Source organism: Amycolatopsis lurida (assembly GCF_900105055.1).
GTDB classification, from domain to species: Bacteria; Actinomycetota; Actinomycetes; order Mycobacteriales; family Pseudonocardiaceae; genus Amycolatopsis; species Amycolatopsis lurida.
The window spans coordinates 4,121,575-4,139,318 of sequence record NZ_FNTA01000004.1; the positions used below are offsets into that span (position 1 = coordinate 4,121,575).

Here is a 17,744-nt window from a genome sequence, read left to right on the forward strand (position 1 = left end):
GCTGAGGGGTCGAGTTGTTTCTGGAGTGGCTTGACGTGGATGAGCACGGAGGATTTCGGCGATGAACCAGGCGAGCGAAGGCGCCGACGCGGCACCTCAGCACCGCTACACCGCGGAGCTGGCGGGCCAGATCGAGCAGCGCTGGCAGGACTACTGGTCCGACCACGGCACCTACCACGCGCCGAACCCGGTGGGCCCGCTCGCGGACGAGAGCGGGGAGGTCCCGTCGGACAAGCTGTTCGTCCAGGACATGTTCCCGTACCCGTCGGGCGCCGGTCTGCACGTCGGGCACCCGCTGGGCTTCATCGCGACCGACGTCTTCGCGCGGTACCACCGCATGATCGGCCGCAACGTGCTGCACACGATGGGCTTCGACGCCTTCGGCCTGCCCGCCGAGCAGTACGCGGTGCAGACGGGGCAGCACCCGCGCAAGACGACCGAAGAGAACATGGAGACCTACCTGCGCCAGATCCGGCGCCTGGGCCTGGGTCACGACGAACGTCGCCGGATCTCGACGATCGATCCGGACTACTACAAGTGGACCCAGTGGATCTTCCTGCAGATCTACAACTCCTGGTACGACGAGAAGGCGGGCAAGGCCCGGCCGATCGTCGAACTGGAGACCGAGTACGCGCAGGACAAGCGCCGCACTCCCGACGGCCGTAACTGGTGCGAGCTGACCCGCGCCGAGCAGCTGAAGATCATCGACTCGCATCGCCTGGTCTACCTGTCCGAGGCGCCGGTGAACTGGTGCCCCGGCCTGGGCACGGTGCTGTCGAACGAAGAGGTCACCTCCGACGGCCGCAGTGAGCGCGGCAACTTCCCGGTCTTCCGCCGCAACCTGCGTCAATGGATGATGCGGATCACCGCCTACGCCGACCGGCTGGTCGACGACCTGGACCTGCTGGACTGGCCCGAGAAGGTCAAGTCCATGCAGCGCAACTGGATCGGCCGTTCGCACGGTGCGCGCGTGTCGTTCGAGGCGGGCGAGCAGAAGATCGAGGTCTTCACCACCCGCCCCGACACCCTGTTCGGCGCCACGTATCTGGTGGTCGCGCCCGAACACCCGCTGGTCGACGAGCTGACCGCCGCCACCTGGCCGGAAGGCGTCGACGCCCGCTGGACCGGTGACGCGGCGACACCCGCCGAAGCGATCGCCGCCTACCGTGCGGCGGCGGCGCGGAAGTCCGAATTGGACCGTCAGGAGAGCAAGGAGAAGACCGGCGTCTTCACCGGCTCCTACGCGGTGAACCCGGCCGACGGCAAGGAGATCCCGGTCTTCGTCGCCGACTACGTGCTGATGGGCTACGGCACCGGCGCGATCATGGCGGTCCCCGGCCAGGACACCCGTGACTGGGAGTTCGCCGAGAAGTTCGGCCTGGAGATCATCCGGACCGTCCAGCCGTCGGAAGGCTTCGATGGCAAGGCGTTCACCGGCGACGGGCCCGCGATCAATTCGGGGTTCCTGGACGGCATGGGCGTCGACGAGGCCAAGAAGACGATGATCGGCTGGCTGGAGGAGAACGGCCACGGCCGCGGCACCGTCCAGTACAAGCTGCGCGACTGGCTGTTCTCGCGCCAGCGCTACTGGGGCGAGCCGTTCCCGGTCGTCTACGACGAGGACGGCCAGGTCCACCCGCTGCCGGACAGCATGCTGCCGGTCGAACTGCCCGAGGTCGCCGACTACTCGCCGGTGACCTTCGACCCGGAGGACCGGGACAGCACGCCGTCCTCGCCGCTGGCGCGCGCGACCGACTGGGTCGAGGTCGAGCTGGATCTGGGGCAGGGCAAGAAGACCTACCGCCGCGACATCAACACGATGCCGAACTGGGCGGGTTCCTGCTGGTACCAGCTGCGGTACCTGGACCCGACCAATCCGGACGTGTTCGTCGCGCCGGAGAACGAGTCCTACTGGGTCGGCCCGCGTCCCGCCGAACACGGCGTCGACGACCCCGGCGGCACGGACCTGTACGTCGGCGGTGTCGAGCACGCGGTGCTGCACCTGCTGTATTCGCGGTTCTGGCACAAGGTGCTGTTCGACCTGGGCCACGTGTCGTCGCAGGAGCCGTACCGGAAACTGTTCAACCAGGGCTACGTCCAGGCCTACGCCTACACGGACGCACGCGGCGTGTACGTCCAGGCCGATCAGGTCGAGGAGCGGGACGGCAAGTTCTTCTTCGGCGACGAAGAGGTCAAGCAGGAATACGGCAAGATGGGCAAGAGCCTGAAGAATGTCGTGACGCCTGACCAGATGTCGACCGACTACGGCGCCGACACCTTCCGCTTCTACGAGATGTCGATGGGTCCGCTGGACGTTTCGAGGCCGTGGGCGACGAAGGATGTCGTCGGCGCGCAACGTTTCCTGCAGCGGCTGTGGCGCCTGGTCGTCAACGAGGAGACCGGCGAGCTGCGTGTGTCCACTGTGGACGCGACCGACGAGGACCGCAAGCAGCTGCACAAGACGGTCGCCGGGGTCCGCGAGGACTACGCGGAGATGCGGTTCAACACGGCCGGCGCGAAGCTGATCGAGCTGAACAACTACGTCACCAAGACCTACGGTTCGGCCGAGGCCACGCCGCGGGAACTGGTGGAGCCGCTGGTGCTGATGCTGGCGCCGCTGGCCCCCCACCTGGCCGAGGAGCTGTGGAAGCGGCTGGGTCACGCGGATTCCCTGGTGCACGGGCCGTTCCCGGTCGTCGACGAGAAGTACCTGGTCGAGGACTCCGTGGAGTACCCGATCCAGGTCAACGGCAAGGTGCGCTCGCGGGTCACCGTGCCCGCCGACGCGGGCAAGGACGCCGTGCAGGCGGCCGCGCTGGCCGACGAAAAGGTCGCCGCACTGGTCGGCGACGGCACGCCGCGCAAGGTGATCGTCGTGCCCGGACGGTTGGTCAACATCGTGCTGTAGCGCCGTGGCCGATAGCCGCCAGCGTCGAGGGTCATGAGGCGATTCGATGGAGTTGTTCAAGGACAACGAAATCGAACGGAGAACACCCCATGACCCTCGACGGCAAGGTGGCTTTGGTGACCGGCGGCAGCCGCGGGATCGGTGCCGCCACCGCGATCCGGCTCGCCGAGGACGGCGCCGACGTCGCACTCACCTATCAGAACAACGCCGAACTCGCGGCCGGTGTCGTGGACAAGATAAAGGCGCTCGGCCGCCGCGCGCTGGCGATCCAGGCCGACAGCGCCGACGCAGCGGCCGTGGTTTCCGCGGTCGACACGACGGTCGCCGAGTTCGGCAGGCTCGATGTGCTGGTCAACAACGGAGGCGTCGGCTTCGTCGGCCCGCTGGACCAGACGAGCCTGGAGGACATCGACCGCGTGCTCACGGTCAACGTCCGCGGTGTCTACGTGGCCACGCAGGCCGCGGCCCGGCACCTGGGTGACGGCGGGCGCGTGATCACCATCGGCAGTTGTATCTCGGACCGCGTGCCCGGACCCGGGATGTCGCTGTACGCGGTGAGCAAGACCGCCCTGCTGGGCATGACCAAGGGGCTGGCCAGGGAATTGGGGCCGCGCGGCATCACCGTGAACATCGTCCACCCCGGCCCGACCGACACCGACATGAACCCGGCCGACGGCCCGTACGCCGCGGACCAGCGCAGCCTGACCGCGTTCGACCGCTACGGTTCGCCGTCGGAGGTCGCCGCCACCGTGTCGTTCCTGGCGCGGACGGAAAGCAAGTACGTGACCGGCTCGACCGTCTCGGTCGACGGCGGGCACGCGGCGTAGCTACTCGGTGGACAGGCCGATCTCGCGCGCGAGATCGGCCAGCATCGCCTCGAAGAGGACGTCCGGTTTCGAGAACGGGATCGGATAATTGCCGAAGACCTCGAGCGTGACGTGCCCGTAGAGCCGGGCCCAGAACTGGATCATCAGGTACGTCACGCCGAGGTCGAGCTTTTCGAGCGGGAACGTCGCCCCGGACTCCTTCAGCACGGCGAGCAGTTCTTCCTGGAAGGACGTGAGATCGTCGCGCAGCTCGGCGGGGACCACGTCGTTCGACGGCGTCACCAGGTCGTGCATCGCGAGCACCCGCCCCGCCGCCGCGAGGAAGATCCGCCCGAACGGCTCGTCCAGCCTGCTCAACGTGTCGTCGCCCGAAGGCGACGCGAAGACCAGCGTGAACTCCTTGGTGTGCGTGAGCGCCCACCGCCGGAATCCCTTGCAGATGGCGAAAAGCTGCAACGCGCCCTCGTCCGGCAACTGCGCGATGTCCTCGGCGAGCCCGGCAGCCAGATCCGCGACGACGTCCGCGCGAAGATGCTCGACCAGATCGTCACGGGAACCGTAGTAGCGGTACAACGCCGGCGCCGTGATGCCGAGCTCGCGCGCGATGGCCCGCAGGGTCACGGCCTCCGGGCCCTGCTCGACCAGGAGTGCCCGCGCCGTCCGGCGGATGTCCTGATCGGTCGCCGCCCGCTCGCGGCCCCTGCGGCTGGGGTTGGTCATCCGGGCATTCTAGGTGGTCAGTACGGGGATTACCCCAGAAGGCGAGCCTGAAGCCTCGTGAGCGGCCGGAGCGCGAGGAAGAGCGGAATGGCCATCCCGGCGGCGATGAGGAAGTGCACGATCCACGCGCCCGCCAGCGTCGGCCCGCCCCACGTGCCCTCGGGGTCGCTCCCCGTCCAGAAGAGCCCGTAGGTCGCGATGCGCCCGACGAGATAGAAGAGCAGCGACGCGAGCAGGAACGCCACCGCGCTCGGACCGAAGGCAGCCACGAACCGCGGCCGGGACCCGCCCTCCTGCCCGAGCCAGCGCCGCGCCAGCCCGCGCTGGACCTTCGCACCCCCGAGGTAGCCCGGAAGCACGAGGAATGCGTAGATCGCGCGTTTCCAGTCCGAAATCGTCATGCTCGCTACGCTAGGAGCCGCTGACCTGCGAGAACATCGGGTAAGCCGTCGAATCGGGTAGGGAAAACCGGAGGCCGCTGTGGTGATCCACACGACCGGGCTGCGGATGTCCGCCAAACGTTCCCCGATGTCAGACGCGTATGCCACACTCGGTCGCCGAACGGCTACGACGTGAACAGGGGAGGTTCGCGTGTCGAACCCTGAGCAGCTCTTCGCTGATTTCGAGGCCAAACTGGCCGACGCCCAGCGAAAGGCGAATCAGATGCGCACCGAGATCGAAAGCGTCTCGGTGTCCGAACGCAGCAAGGACGGCCAGATCTCGGTCAAGGTCAACCACGCGGGGAACCTCGTCGGCCTGGAGATCGGCCCGTCCGTGCGGGACAACCCCGCGCTCGCCCAGGAGATCCTCCGCGTCGTCCAGAGTGCGCAGAGCAAACTCGCGGGCGCGATGCAGACCGGCGTGCCGTCCATCGCGGGCACCGAGACCATGAACGAGCTGGTCAACCAGCTGCACAACGAGTACCCGGAACCCGAACCGACGGGCTACGTCGAAGGCGGCCACCAGGAGGCGGACGAGGACGACCGCTTCGTCGCCGAAGACGAACTCGACGCTCCTCCTCCTGCCCCAAAGCCGCCCGCTCCTCCGGCCCCTCCCGCGCCGCCGCGTGCCGCGCGCAGGCAGCAGACGGACCACGAGGACGACTACTTCACCGGCGGCGACTTCCTGCGCTGAGCGGGTTCTTGAGGGAGGGAAACCATGGGGCAGCCACAAGGTAGTGAAGATTTCAAGGTCGATCCCGCGGAGCTCGCCGCGCATCGCAACACGATCGACTATCTGGGGCAACGAGTCGCGATGACGGGATCTGCTGCGGACGCGGCCATGGGCGACGAAGCGTTCGGCCTGGTCGGAATCCCCCTCGCTGCGATTTGCGCCACTGTGCAGAGCCTGGCGCGGAGCGCGATCGAGTCGGCCGTCGAAGCTTCGGCCGACCATGCCGATCGTGTGCACACCTGGCAGCAAAGGAAGCAAATGCAGGAGGACGAGTTCAAGAGCCTCTTCAAAGTGGAGGACTGACCGATGGCAGAAACACCCGTCGCGGCTCCAGGCCCCAATCCGCTGATCAAGACAGACGCCGCGCAGGACGAGAGCTCACTCGAAGGCGCGGGAATCCTCCAAGACTTCTGGGACACCGGTGCCAAGATCGCCAGTGGAGACTGGGCGGAAGGGCTGGCGAATCTCGCCAACGGGGCGATGGGCCTGGCCGACCTCGTCGCCGATCCCATCGGGACCCTGGCGGCGTCGGCGTTCGGTTGGATCATCGAGCACGTCCCGTTTCTCCGTGAACCACTCGATTGGCTCGTCGGTGATCAGGTCGCCTTGGACAACATGATCGGGACCTGGGAGAACATCGGCAAGGAACTCGAGTCGGTCAGCGAAGACCTGGGCAAGGCCGTCGACCGCGAAAGCGCGAACTGGACCGGCGAAGCCGCGGACGCCTATCGGGCCTTCGCCAAGAATCGGGCCGATCTGTATGCGGGCATCGCCTCGGGTGCGAACTCCATCGGGACTCTGGTCAGCGTATGCAAGATGATCCTCGCGGTCGTGCGAACCATCGTCCGTGACTTGATCTCCGAGTGCCTAGGAAAGCTCGTGAGCATCGCGATGCGCTACCCAGGGCCTGCGATGCCTGTCGGCATCGCAGCGGAGGGAACTCCCAAGGCCATCAGTTACGCACAGAGGTGCGTCGGTTGGATCAAGAAGCTGACCAAGGCGTTCGACAAGGCGAAGGGGCTCTTCAAGCGTCTCACGGATGGCTTCGACAAGATCAAGGACGCCCTGACTCCGAAAGCGCTGAAGAAGTTCACCGGCAGCGGAAAGAAGGCTGTCGACGGTGCCGGCGACACGACCTTCGCGTCGAAGGTCGCCGAGGCGAGGAAGGACCTTCCTGAGTCTCGCAAGCACATATTCGGTTTGGAGGATACGTCCAAGGATAAGAGCCTCACCGAAAACCTTGCCCAGGTGAAAGAAAACATGGCCGGTCGTCTCAAGGACAAGTACGGCGAGGACTTTCAGGCGAACCTCACCAAGGAGAAACGTAAGGCCCTTGGGAAAAAGATCGATGAGACGGTAGATGACACTTTCGGTGAGGAGGAGGAACCGCCGAGTAAAAAGGCGTCGCCTCCGGCTGGGGTCATGGGGCCGTACAGCGCGGCAGGCGCACCCCAGAAATCCGCTCCAGAGGACGTCGCAGCTGAGCCGCCGATCTTCGAGCAACAGGGTGGACAGCGAATCTCCGGCTCTCTGTAGGGCTTTGAACGACATGAGGGGAACACAAAGTGGCCGATGACCGGTTGGTGATCTCGAGAACGCCTGGAGTCTTCGGTCATTTGGTACTGGTAGTTCTGTTCGCCACCTTGACCGCGGTCATGACGATCGCCGTGGTCAGCGACTACCAGTTGGCGGTGCGCATCGTCGCCGGTGTGCTCTGTGCCGTGTTCATCTACTGCGGGACAATCGAGTTCCGTAACTACCGGACTCCCCCGCCTGCCGACGAGCTGATCTTCGATCCGGCCGGGATCAGGCGGATCAAGGGCGGCGTGGTGGCCTGGAGCGCTCGGTGGGAAAATATCGCCCAGGTCATTCTGAGCCTCGAGTTCCGAGAGTATTCACCACACCGCACCGCAACGGACGAGTTCAAGCTGGTCATTCGCCCCGGGGCGGGTTTCGACGCATTGGACGCGGGGTTTGCCCGTGAGCCCGATGGCGACCTTCAAGTCGCGGATGTCGACCTCAGGCCGCGTGATGTGGAGCGGCTTCTGCCCTTTCTCGTGAAGCGCGTCGATGTCGCGATCGAGGACGACAACACCGCCGTGCGGCCTGTGCCCGACGAACCGGTGGTGGAGACCGCCCGCGAGGAAGATCTCGACGTCGTGGACGACGTGGTGAAGATCCATGTGAACGGCTGGGACAAGCGCAAACTGTGGGTCTTCCGGTTCGTGTCCCTGATGATCGAGGTCACTGCCTTGGTGGTCGCTGCCGCAACCGAAGGCACCTCAGTGCGCGTTGGTGCGCTTGTGGTGCTCTTCGTGCTCTTCGCGGTGACGATGGTGGTCGAAGGGCTCGAGGGTGGGACGCACGACAAGAAGCGAAAAGTCGTACTCGAGCTCAGGCCACGTGGCTTCTACTTCCGGACGTACGGGACCTTCGTCGGAGTGTGGTGGCACGAGATAGATGCCGTCCGGTGGGGAGTCGACCACGGCTCCACCTACTTGGACTTTCTGCCGGGCTCGGACATGTTCGCGATTCGCCATCCGCAGTTGACTGAATTGACCAGAAGCAACCCGTACGACGCCGAGTCCGGCAGTCTCGCCGGTGGTTGGTACCGGTTGGCGCGGCCGTTCAGCGTGAACGCGCGACGCGAGTTCGAGCGCAGCATGCGAAGGTCCGAGCGCGTGGAGTTCCGGGAGACGGCGGCGTCACGCTGAAAGCGAAACGGGGCGCCGCCGGCGCCGATCACTCGGGGGGCTACGTGATCGACGCCGGCGACCCGATGCCCTCTTCCCGGCACCGGCCGGGATCGGGGCAACGTCACCGCGTGGACGCGGCAACGCATCTCAAGAGCGGGCGTGATCGCCGAAGTGACGTCCGGGGGAAGGTTATCCCCCGAAAGAGTGACGGCGTTCCGCTGCTCGCCTGATTGTCGCACTACGCGCCGAGAAAGTTACAAAGTTCTTCACATCTTCGCCGGGGGAAGGGTCATGACCGGACAACTGCTGGTCATGGCATCGTTTCCTCCATGACTTCTCAGGTGCTGGTCATCGGGTCCGCCAATGCCGATCTCGTCGTCCCGGTCGACCGGCGGCCAGGTGGTGGCGAAACCGTACTCGGTGGCGACACGATCTTGTCGCCGGGTGGCAAAGGCGCCAACACGGCGGTCGCCGCGGCCAGGCTCGGGGCCGACGTCGCGCTGCTCGGGGCGGTCGGCGACGACCCGTACGGCGAGTTGCTCAAGCGGTCGCTGGCCGAGTCCGGGGTGGACACGGGCTCGCTGCGCACGAGCGAGCGTCCGACGGGGATCGCGTACATCACGGTCACGCCCGACGGCGAGAACTCCATCCTCGTCTCGCCTGGCGCCAATTCGGCCCTGCGGCCCGAGGACGTCGACCTCGACGGCGCCGAGGTCGTGGTGTTGTCGCTGGAGATCCCGCTCGAAACCGTCGAGCACGCCGTCGCGAAAGCCGTCGAAAGCGGCGTGAAGACGTTGCTGAACCTCTCGCCGGCGGCCGAGCTTTCCGCGGAGACGCTGCGGGGTCTCGACGTCCTGCTGGTCAACGAGCACGAGGCGGCCTTCCTGCTCGGCGGCGAGGCGGACTTCCCGAAACTGCTCGACCTCGGTCCGAAAGCCGCCGTCGTGACGCTCGGCGCGAAGGGTGCGGCGGTGGTGACCTCGGACGGGGTGACGGAGGTGCCGTCGCCGAAGGTCGAGGCCGTCGACACCACGGGTGCCGGGGACGCTTTCGCGGGGGCGCTCGCCACGTCGCTCGCGAAGGGCGAGAAGCTGGCCGACGCCGCACGCAGGGCGGTGAAGGTGGCGGCGATCACCGTGACCCGGCAGGGCGCGCAGCCGTCCTATCCGACGGCATCCGAACTGGAATGATGTCCGGGTCTGTGTTGTGCTGTCGGCTATGAGTCAGGTCACGCCGCCTATGAGATATGGTCTAGACCATGCCGTCTGAGTCACTGTCCGGGGTCGCCGTCAGTCCCGGCCGCGCGAGCGGTCCTGTCGTCCGGGTCGCCGAGCCGCTCGGCGAACCCGCGAGCACGCCGGCACCGGCCGATCCCGCCGCCGAGGCCGCCCGGATCGCCCCGGCCGCGCAGATCGTGGCGGGCAGGCTCGAAAAGCTCGCCGAGACGGCGACGGGTGAGGCCGCGACGATCCTCATCACCACCGCGGCGATGGCGGCCGACCCGGCGCTCGTCTCCTCGGCGGAGCAGCTGGTCAAGGACAAGAACCTGCCCGCGCCGCGTGCGGTGCACCAGGCGGCGGGCAAGTTCGCCGACGCGCTCGCCGCCGCGGGCGGCTACATGGCCGAGCGCGCCCGCGACGTCCTCGACGTGCGTGACCGGCTCATCGCCGAGCTGCTCGGCATCGCGCCTCCCGGCGTTCCGGACCTGGACTCGCCGAGCGTGCTCGTCGCCCGCGACCTCGCGCCCGCCGACACCGCGGGTCTCGACCCGGACAAGGTGCTCGCGCTCGTCACCGAAGAGGGCGGCCCCACCAGCCACACCGCGATCCTCGCCCGCGCGCTCGGCATTCCCGCCGTCGTCGCGGTCCGCGGCCTCCTCGCGCTCGACGCGCAAGCGCTTGCGGTGGACGGTGACACCGGGGTCGTCGAGGTCGCGGACCCGAACGCCGAGGTCGTCACGGCCGCCAAGACCGGCGCGATCGAGTGGGGCGGCACCGGCGCGACGTCCGACGGCCACCGGGTGAAGGTGCTCGGCAACGTCGGTTCCGCCACCGACGCCCAGGCCGCCGCCGAGGCGGGCGCGGAAGGCGTCGGTCTCTTCCGCACCGAGTTCTGCTATCTCGACGCGTCCGCCGAGCCGAGCGTCGAAGAGCAGCGCAAGGCCTACACCGCCGTGCTCACGCCGTTCCGCGGCAAGCCGGTCGTCGTCCGCACCCTCGACGCGGGCGCCGACAAGCCTCTCGCGTTCCTGGAGCCCGAAGACGAACCCAATCCGGCGCTCGGCGTACGCGGGCTTCGTGTCGCTTTCGACCGGCCCGAGATCCTCGCGCGCCAGCTCGAGGCCATCGCGGGTGCCGCGCAGGACTCCGGAGCCGAGGTTTCGGTGATGGCCCCGATGGTCGCCACCGCCGACGAGGCCGCCTGGTTCGCCGAGCGCGCCCGCGCCGCCGGAATCGCCCGCGTGGGCGTGATGATCGAGATCCCGGCCGCCGCGCTGACCGCCCGCGAGATCCTCGACGTGGTCGATTTCGTCTCCGTCGGCACCAACGACCTCGCGCAGTACACCTTCGCCGCGGATCGCCAGCTCGGCGCGGTCGCCAAGCTCAACGACCCGTGGCAGCCCGGGCTCCTGCGCCTGCTGAAGGTCATCGGCCAGGCCGCGAAGGACACCGGCAAGCCCGCCGGTGTCTGCGGTGAGGCCGCCGCCGACCCGAGGCTCGCGCTCGTGCTGGCCGGGCTCGGTCTCACCAGCCTCTCGATGAACGCGCCCGCCGTGCGCGCGGTCGGTGCGAGCCTGGCGGCCACGACGCTGGCCGAATGCGAGTCGCTGGCCGAGGCCGTCTTGGCCACCTCGGACCCGGTCGCCGCCCGGCAGGCCGCCGCGAAGCGATAGCAAAGGTCCCCTGATCCCCAAGGGGCATGTCGAAATCCGGTCCACCGCTTCGACGCCTAGGTGAAGACACCGAAGCGACGAAAGGGCGCCGACCATGACCACCATGACCCCGACGCGGGCCGGACGCCGGGAATGGGTCGGGCTGGCCGTGCTGGCCCTCCCCACCTTCCTGGTCTCCCTCGACGTCTTCGTGCTGATCCTCGCGCTGCCGAAGCTCAGCCAGAGCCTCGGCGCCGACAGCACGCAGCAGCTGTGGATCATGGACGTCTACGGCTTCATGATCGCCGGGTTCATGGTCACCATGGGCACCCTCGGCGACCGCATCGGCCGCCGGAAACTCCTGCTCATCGGTGCCACGGCGTTCGGGCTGGCCTCCGTGCTCGCCGCGTTCTCGACGAGCGCGCTGATGCTCATCGCCGCCCGCGCGCTGCTCGGGATCGCCGGTGCGACGCTGGCGCCGTCGACGCTCGCCCTGATCAGCAACCTGTTCACCGACACCCGCCAGCGTTCCCTCGCGATCGGCATCTGGGCGGGCTGCTTCACCGTCGGCGCGATCGTCGGGCCGATGGTCGGCGGCGTGCTGCTGGAGCACTTCTGGTGGGGCTCGGTGTTCCTGCTAGGCGTCCCGGCGATGGTCCTGTTGCTCGTGGTCGGCCCGAAGCTGCTGCCCGAGTACCGCAACGAGAACGCCGGCCGCCTCGATCTGGTGAGCGTCGCGCTTTCGCTGGTCACGATCCTGCCCGCGGTCTACGGCATCAAGGAACTCGCCCGCGAGGGTGTGCACGTGGTGCCGGTGGCCTCACTGCTGATCGGCCTGTCCTTCGGCGTGGTGTTCGTGCGGCGCCAGCGAATCCTCCAGGATCCGCTGATCGACCTGACGCTGTTCCGCGCCCGCGCGTTCACCACGGCGATCGGCGGGATGTGCGCGTTCACCATGTTGGGCGGGACGACCATGCTCTTCGTCGCGCAGTTCTTCCAGATCGTGCTGGAGCTTTCGCCGGTCGGCGCCGCGCTGGCGTTGCTGCCGGGCATGCTCGCCTCGACCATCAGCTTCCTCGGCGCGCCGATCCTGGCCCGTCGCATCCGCCCCGCGACGCTGATCGCCACCGGCCTGGCCGGCGCGATCGCCGGATTCCTGCTGCTGACGCAGGTCGAGGCGGGCGCCGGTCCGGTGATCCCGTCGATCGCCTTCGCCATCACGTGCCTGTGCGGCGGCCCGCTGATCACCCTGGGCACGGATCTGGTCGTCGGGTCCGTGCCGCCGGAGAAGGCCGGTTCGGCGGCCTCGCTTTCGCAGACCGGCAACGAGTTCGGCTACGCGCTGGGCATCGCGACGGTCGGGACGCTGGGCAACGCGGTCACCCGGTCACGGCTCGCCGACGCGGTCCCCGCGCACGACGCGTTCGCCAGCGGGATGCACGCGGTGTCCGGGCTGGCCGCGCTGGTGCTGGCCGCGGTCGCGTACTTCGTGCTCCGGCACCTGCGCCACATCTAGCCGAAGAAACCCCGCCGCGGGTACTTGATGATCAGCGATCCTCCGTGCACGCGCCCGGTGATGACGAACCGGGGCGTGCCGGGGCGGCCGTTCGATCGCGTCCGGTCGTCGAGGTTGCCGAACTTGATGTCGGTGATCGAGTTGGTGTCGACGGCGCCGTTCTCGGGGATGGTGATCTCCACCGGGCCCCATTTGGCCTGCAGCTCGATATGCACCACCGGGTGTCGGATCTCGGCCTGGGAGAAGTCCAGTTTCGTGGCGCCGTACTTGTTCCGGATCACCATCGACTCGGGGACCAGCCAGTTCCCGTCGCGCTGCAACGCCGAGTACTTGCCGTTGAGCTCCATGATCTGTCCGGACGGGTGCGCGTAGGCGTGCTGCCTCGGCGGCGCCCACGGGTTCTGCTGCGGCCGCGGCGCCATCGCCGCTTCGGGATGCACCAGGCCGGGCAGATCCGTGAGCACCGCGTTCAGTTCACCGCGGGTCTTGGAGGCGAGGGCGCGGTCGGTCCGTTCGGTGAACTCGTCGAGGTTCAGCATCCCGAGGCCGATCGCCTTCTGCAGGACCTCGACGACGTGTTCGCGCTCCGCGTCGGAGACCCGGATGTCCCGTCCGGTCAACGGCTTGGTTTCGGTCGTCGGCTGCTCTTCCTCGCCCATGCCTGGAATGGTAGAACCGGATCTCACGCGCGAGATCGGGGAAATACCCTGAACAGACCCGCATTTCTCCCCTGTGCCGCCCTGTTGGCGGCTGTCCTGCTGCTGTCAGGCTGCACGAGCGCCACGCCGCCACCCGCCCCTGCTCCGGCGCCGACCACGCCGCCACCGTCGAAGCTCCACGGCGACCCGGTGGACTACAGCGGTTTCCGGCTCGTCATGTCGACGTCGCCGCCGTCGGTGCTCGATCCCGCCACCGGCGCCACCACCCCGCTTCCGGGCGCTCCGGGTGGGGACCGGGTCAACGAGGTCCTCCGCGTCGGCAAGTTCCCGGTCGTGCTGTCGGCCGCCCGCTGCGGGCCATCGTGCCTGGAGCCGTCCGAAGTCCTCGTGTACGGCGACCTCAAGAACCAGCCGTGGAAGCTGGGCAAGGCCCGCAGCGTCGCCCCGTCGGCCGACGAGAGCGGTGTCTGGCTGATCCGCGACGACGGCGACGACCTGTGCCGCCTCCAATTCGTGTCCCTGCTCGGCGCGGAGCGCGATCGCGGCCGCCCGGCGAGCTGCACGACGGCCGTGCGCCAAGAGGTACCGAAGGGACTGCTGATCACGGTGAACAGCGGGACCGCCAGTGCCGAGGACGTGCTGATCGATCCCGCCACCGGCCGCGCCGTGCACCAGTTCCCCCGCGTGCTGGCGGTCACCAAGGAGCGGATGCTGCTCGCCGAGCTGACCGAGTTCTCCGTGCTCGACCTGCGCAGCGACCAGCGGACCCGGGTCCAGCGGCCGGTGGCCGACGGCGCGCCCGGCATGGTGGTGCCGAGCCGTGACGGCTACAAGGTCGCCGTGCTGTTCGGCGACCCCGCCTGGGCGGGGACGGCGACGCAGACCGCCGACGTCTGGGTGCTCGCCCTCGACACGCTGACCTGGACGCGCGCGCCCGCGATGCCGATCGCGACCGAGCTCAAACGGGTCGCCATCGAGTGGACCGAGACCGATGACCTGGTGATCGCGACCGACGTCGTCGCGAACTGGCGACTCGACCGGCCGGGGTGGACCGTCGTCAAGACCCCGTTGCCCGCCGAACGGAACCAGCGGGTGGTGGCCGTCGCCCAGGGCTGAGCTACTCCTCGTCCAACCCGTGCTCGATGGCATACCGGGCCAGCTCGACACGGTTGTGCAGCTGGAGTTTCCGCAGCGTCGACTGGACGTGGTTCTCCACCGTCCGATGCGACAGCACGAGCTTCTCGGCGATCTGCCGCGCCGTCATCCCCTTCGCGACAAGGCGCAGGACGTCGGTCTCGCGTTCGGTCAGCCGCGGCGGCGCGGGCCCGTCGTCCGGCGCGTCGGCCATGCGGCGGTATTCGCCGAGGACGAGCCCGGCGAGTCCGGCGGTGAACACCGGGTCGCCCGCCGCGGTCCGCTTGACCGCGTCCACCAGCTCGCTCGCCGAAGCCGATTTCACCAGGTAGCCGGACGCCCCGGCCTTGACCGCCTCGAGGACGTCGCTGTGCTCGCCGCTCGCGGACAGCACCAGGACCTTGGTCGACGGCAGTTCCGAGGTGATCTCGCGGGTCGCGTCGACGCCCGAGGTCTCACCGAGGTTGAGGTCCATCAGCACGACGTCGGGCCGGACCGTGCGCGCGATCCGCACCGCCGCGGGCGCGTCCGGCGCGGTGGCCCGCACTTCGAAACCGTGTTCGGCCAGGTCGCGCGCGACCCCGTCCCGCCACATCGGATGATCGTCGACCACCATCACCGAGACCTGAGCCTCACCGGTCATCGCTTTCCCCTCGCCGCGACTGGAACCTTGATTTCCCATTCCGTGCCCTGGCCGGGCGCGGTGTCCAGGGCGGCACTGCCGCCCAGATCCCGCACGCGTCCCTTGATGGACTCCGCGATACCTAGATGTCCCTCGGCCGCCGCGCGTTCCAAAACGCCGGGCGCGATTCCCGGCCCGTCGTCGCGAACGCTGACGACGACCTCGGTGCCGAGGTCCTCCAGCAGCACCCAGGCGTGCGCCTCTTCGCCCGCGTGCTTCTCGACGTTCGACAGCGCCTCGCGCGCCACGGCCACCAGTTCCGTGGTCACGTGCTCGGGCAGCTGGACCTCGCCCGCGGGCGTCGAGACCTGCACGGACGGTGTCGCGAGCAGCTGCAGCGCGGCACGGAGGTCGGTGGTCCCGTTCTCGCTCGGATGCGTCGGCTCGGTGGTGACCAGCGCGCGCAGCGCGATCTCCTGCTCACCGGCCAGTTTCGCCAGCTCGGCTGCTTCCCCGCCGAATTCGGCGCCGCGTTTGCGCACCCGCGCGAGCACCTGGAGGACGCTGTCGTGGATCGAGCGGGCGAGCCGCTCCCGTTCGGCCGTCGCGGCTTCCATCCGCAGCGCCCTGGTCAGCGCGTCCGCCGACCGGCGGGCCATGGTCGCGGCGAGACCGATCACGAACCCGCTCGCGGTCAGCAGGAAGCCGTCCCGCGCGACGTCGACGTCGAACCGCCAGCGCACCAGCCCGGTGACCACCGAGACCACCAGCCCGGCGAACACCCCGCCGACCGCGCCGAACCGCGTGCCGGCGGCCGCGGGCGGGACCGCCGCCCACACCGTCGTGATGAGCGGGATGTTGGCGTCGAACTGCGCGGTGGTCAGGATCCACGCCGACGTGAACATGAGGGCGACGGTCAGCGCGAGATCGACGCCCACCAGCCACGGCCAGCGGCTCGACGGCCGCGCGTAGAACACGCTGCTGACGACCGTCCACACCGTCATCACGCCGAACGACGTCCACGCCAGCCACTTGTTCGCGTAGCCGTCGTAATGGACGACGAACGAGCCGAGCGCGAAGAGCAGCGTCGTCACCCGAAGCACGATCACCCCGCGCCACAGCGGAGTGGCCGGGTCCCGCGTGCCGAGCGCCGAGACGGCGCGCCAGAGCGGGGTCTCGGTCATGATTCGGCTTCGGCGGCTTTCTCGGCATCGTTGGGTTGTGCCGCCTGATCCTTCAAGACGTCGATCTCGGCCGGATCGGGATCGCGTTCGTGCAGCAACGAGCGGATCCCCGCGTTGAGCACCGCGAGCAGCGGCACCGAGAGCAGCGCGCCGGCGATCCCGGCGGCGACGAGACCGGCGGTGATCGCGAGCACCACGGCGAGCGGGTGCAGCTTCACCGCGCGGCCGAGCAGGATCGGCTGCAGCACGTGGCTTTCCAGCTGCATGACACCGATGACGATGGCCAGCACGATCAGTGCGCCGACGATGCCCTTCGTCACCAGTGCGATCAGGACCGCGACCGCGCCCGCGATCACGGCGCCGATGATCGGGATGAAGGCACCGAGGAACACCAGCGTCGCCAGCGGGATCACCAGCGGCACGCCGACGATCGCCAGCCCGATGCCGATCCCGACCGCGTCGACCACGGCCACCGCCGCCGTCGCGCGCACGTAGCTGACCAGCGACGCGAATCCCCGCCGCCCGGCGACGTCGACCCGATTGCGCACGCGACCCGGCACACCGAGGACCAGGAACTTCCAGATCTGCTCGCCGCCGGAGAGGAAGAAGATGAGGATGAACAGCGTCAGGATGAAGCCGGTGACGATCTCGCCGACCGTGCCCGCGGTGGTGAGCGCGGTCGTGGTGATCGACGCCTGGTTGTTCTGCAGGAAGCTGATCGCCTGGTTGATGAACTCCTGGATCTGCTCCTGGCGCAGGTGCAGTGGCCCGTCGATGAGCCAGACCTTGATCTGGTTGAGGCTCTCCGTCAGCTGCTTCTGCAGTTCGGGCAGGCCGGAGGAGAACTGCGCGACGACGAACGTCAGCAGCCCGCCGAGGACGGCGAGCCCGGCGATCAGCACTATCCCGGCCGCGAGCCCGCGAGGGAATCTCAGCGTCGTCAGCTTGGAGACCGCCGGCGCGAGCAGCGCCGCGAGCAGCAACGCGATCGACAGCGGGATCACGACGACCGACAGGTAGCCGATCAGGAACACGATGACGTAGAGCGCGGCGATCACCACGATGAAGCGCCACGACAACGCGGCCCCGATCCGCAGGCCGCGGGGCACCAGGCTGGTCACGTCTTCGGTGGACTCGGAGAGGAACGGGTTCGCCGGGTCGAATTCCGGCTGTTTGCGCTGGGGCTCGCTCACGCGCTCACCGTATCGGTCCGAGACGACGTTTCCCGGCCATTCCGGGCGACGCGCACGGGTCGAATTCGCCCGATGCGACGCTTGACACATCGCCTGCCGCTCGACCCCGGAGTAACCGGGCTCCGCCAGCAGTGATCACTGATCGTAAGTTCGGGCTACACCGTGTGTTCTTCACACGATCGTGCCATCAAGGTGATTCAAAGTCGCGCGGGCCTTCCGCACTTTGCTTACCTCGGTCCC

The 17,744-nt window shown here is 68.3% G+C and carries 16 protein-coding genes; 10 read left to right on the top strand and 6 right to left on the bottom strand.

What is annotated here, in order from left to right; translation table 11 throughout:
* Positions 1–61: 61 nt before the first annotated feature.
* Together leuS and BLW75_RS24655 are read left to right on the top strand one after the other, a co-directional pair.
* Positions 62–2,908, top strand: coding sequence for a leucine--tRNA ligase (leuS, locus tag BLW75_RS24650; protein WP_091598287.1), 2,847 nt, complete (start codon positions 62–64; stop codon positions 2,906–2,908).
* A gap of 89 nt (positions 2,909–2,997) precedes the next feature.
* Entirely contained in the window at positions 2,998–3,735 is a 738-nt protein-coding gene (locus tag BLW75_RS24655) for an SDR family oxidoreductase (protein WP_034314403.1), read from the top strand.
* Here BLW75_RS24655 and BLW75_RS24660 read toward each other — a convergent pair whose 3' ends face one another.
* Entirely contained in the window at positions 3,736–4,455 is a 720-nt protein-coding gene (locus BLW75_RS24660; protein WP_034314401.1) for a TetR/AcrR family transcriptional regulator, read from the bottom strand.
* Between the two features lie 29 nt (positions 4,456–4,484).
* Positions 4,485–4,856, bottom strand: a complete 372-nt coding sequence (locus tag BLW75_RS24665; protein ID WP_034314398.1) for a hypothetical protein — start codon at positions 4,854–4,856, stop codon at positions 4,485–4,487.
* Between the two features lie 190 nt (positions 4,857–5,046).
* On the opposite strand from BLW75_RS24665, the gene BLW75_RS24670 reads away from it, so the two are divergent.
* The 7 genes from BLW75_RS24670 (at position 5,047) to BLW75_RS24700 (ending at position 12,712) form a co-directional block, all read left to right on the top strand.
* Positions 5,047–5,589 carry a YbaB/EbfC family nucleoid-associated protein gene (locus BLW75_RS24670; protein WP_034314395.1) on the top strand — a complete coding sequence of 181 codons (543 nt, stop codon included), beginning with the start codon at positions 5,047–5,049 and terminating at the stop codon, positions 5,587–5,589.
* Between the two features lie 24 nt (positions 5,590–5,613).
* Positions 5,614–5,931: a hypothetical protein gene (locus tag BLW75_RS24675; protein WP_034314393.1), complete on the top strand. Its 318-nt coding sequence runs from the start codon at positions 5,614–5,616 to the stop codon at positions 5,929–5,931.
* A gap of 3 nt (positions 5,932–5,934) precedes the next feature.
* Positions 5,935–7,164 (top strand): WXG100 family type VII secretion target, encoded by a 1,230-nt coding sequence (locus BLW75_RS24680; RefSeq protein WP_034314391.1) that lies wholly within the window; start codon positions 5,935–5,937, stop codon positions 7,162–7,164.
* Between the two features lie 29 nt (positions 7,165–7,193).
* Entirely contained in the window at positions 7,194–8,342 is a 1,149-nt protein-coding gene (locus BLW75_RS24685) for a hypothetical protein (protein WP_034314389.1), read from the top strand.
* Positions 8,343–8,653: 311 nt separating this feature from the next.
* Positions 8,654–9,514 (top strand): ribokinase, encoded by an 861-nt coding sequence (locus BLW75_RS24690; RefSeq protein WP_034314385.1) that lies wholly within the window; start codon positions 8,654–8,656, stop codon positions 9,512–9,514.
* Between the two features lie 68 nt (positions 9,515–9,582).
* The gene (gene ptsP, locus BLW75_RS24695; RefSeq protein WP_034314384.1) at positions 9,583–11,217 is read left to right on the top strand and encodes a phosphoenolpyruvate--protein phosphotransferase; all 1,635 of its coding nucleotides are present in this window, start codon (positions 9,583–9,585) and stop codon (positions 11,215–11,217) included.
* Between the two features lie 94 nt (positions 11,218–11,311).
* Positions 11,312–12,712, top strand: coding sequence for an MFS transporter (locus tag BLW75_RS24700; protein ID WP_034314382.1), 1,401 nt, complete (start codon positions 11,312–11,314; stop codon positions 12,710–12,712).
* On the opposite strand, the gene BLW75_RS24705 is transcribed toward BLW75_RS24700, so the two are convergent.
* Entirely contained in the window at positions 12,709–13,371 is a 663-nt protein-coding gene (locus BLW75_RS24705; RefSeq protein WP_034314380.1) for a DUF1707 SHOCT-like domain-containing protein, read from the bottom strand. The genes BLW75_RS24700 and BLW75_RS24705 overlap by 4 nt on opposite strands.
* A gap of 84 nt (positions 13,372–13,455) precedes the next feature.
* On the opposite strand from BLW75_RS24705, the gene BLW75_RS24710 reads away from it, so the two are divergent.
* The gene (locus BLW75_RS24710; protein ID WP_241783693.1) at positions 13,456–14,487 is read left to right on the top strand and encodes a hypothetical protein; all 1,032 of its coding nucleotides are present in this window, start codon (positions 13,456–13,458) and stop codon (positions 14,485–14,487) included.
* A 1-nt stretch (position 14,488) separates the two neighbouring features.
* On the opposite strand, the gene BLW75_RS24715 is transcribed toward BLW75_RS24710, so the two are convergent.
* From BLW75_RS24715 to BLW75_RS24725, 3 genes are read right to left on the bottom strand one after another with little or no spacing between them, the layout of a single operon-like run.
* Positions 14,489–15,148: a response regulator gene (locus BLW75_RS24715; RefSeq protein ID WP_034314375.1), complete on the bottom strand. Its 660-nt coding sequence runs from the start codon at positions 15,146–15,148 to the stop codon at positions 14,489–14,491.
* Entirely contained in the window at positions 15,145–16,311 is a 1,167-nt protein-coding gene (gene macS, locus BLW75_RS24720; protein ID WP_034314371.1) for a MacS family sensor histidine kinase, read from the bottom strand. Before macS ends, BLW75_RS24715 begins: the two co-directional genes overlap by 4 nt.
* The gene (locus tag BLW75_RS24725; protein WP_034314368.1) at positions 16,308–17,504 is read right to left on the bottom strand and encodes an AI-2E family transporter; all 1,197 of its coding nucleotides are present in this window, start codon (positions 17,502–17,504) and stop codon (positions 16,308–16,310) included. The genes macS and BLW75_RS24725 overlap by 4 nt, the downstream gene beginning before the upstream one ends.
* Between the last annotated feature and the right edge of the window lie 240 nt (positions 17,505–17,744).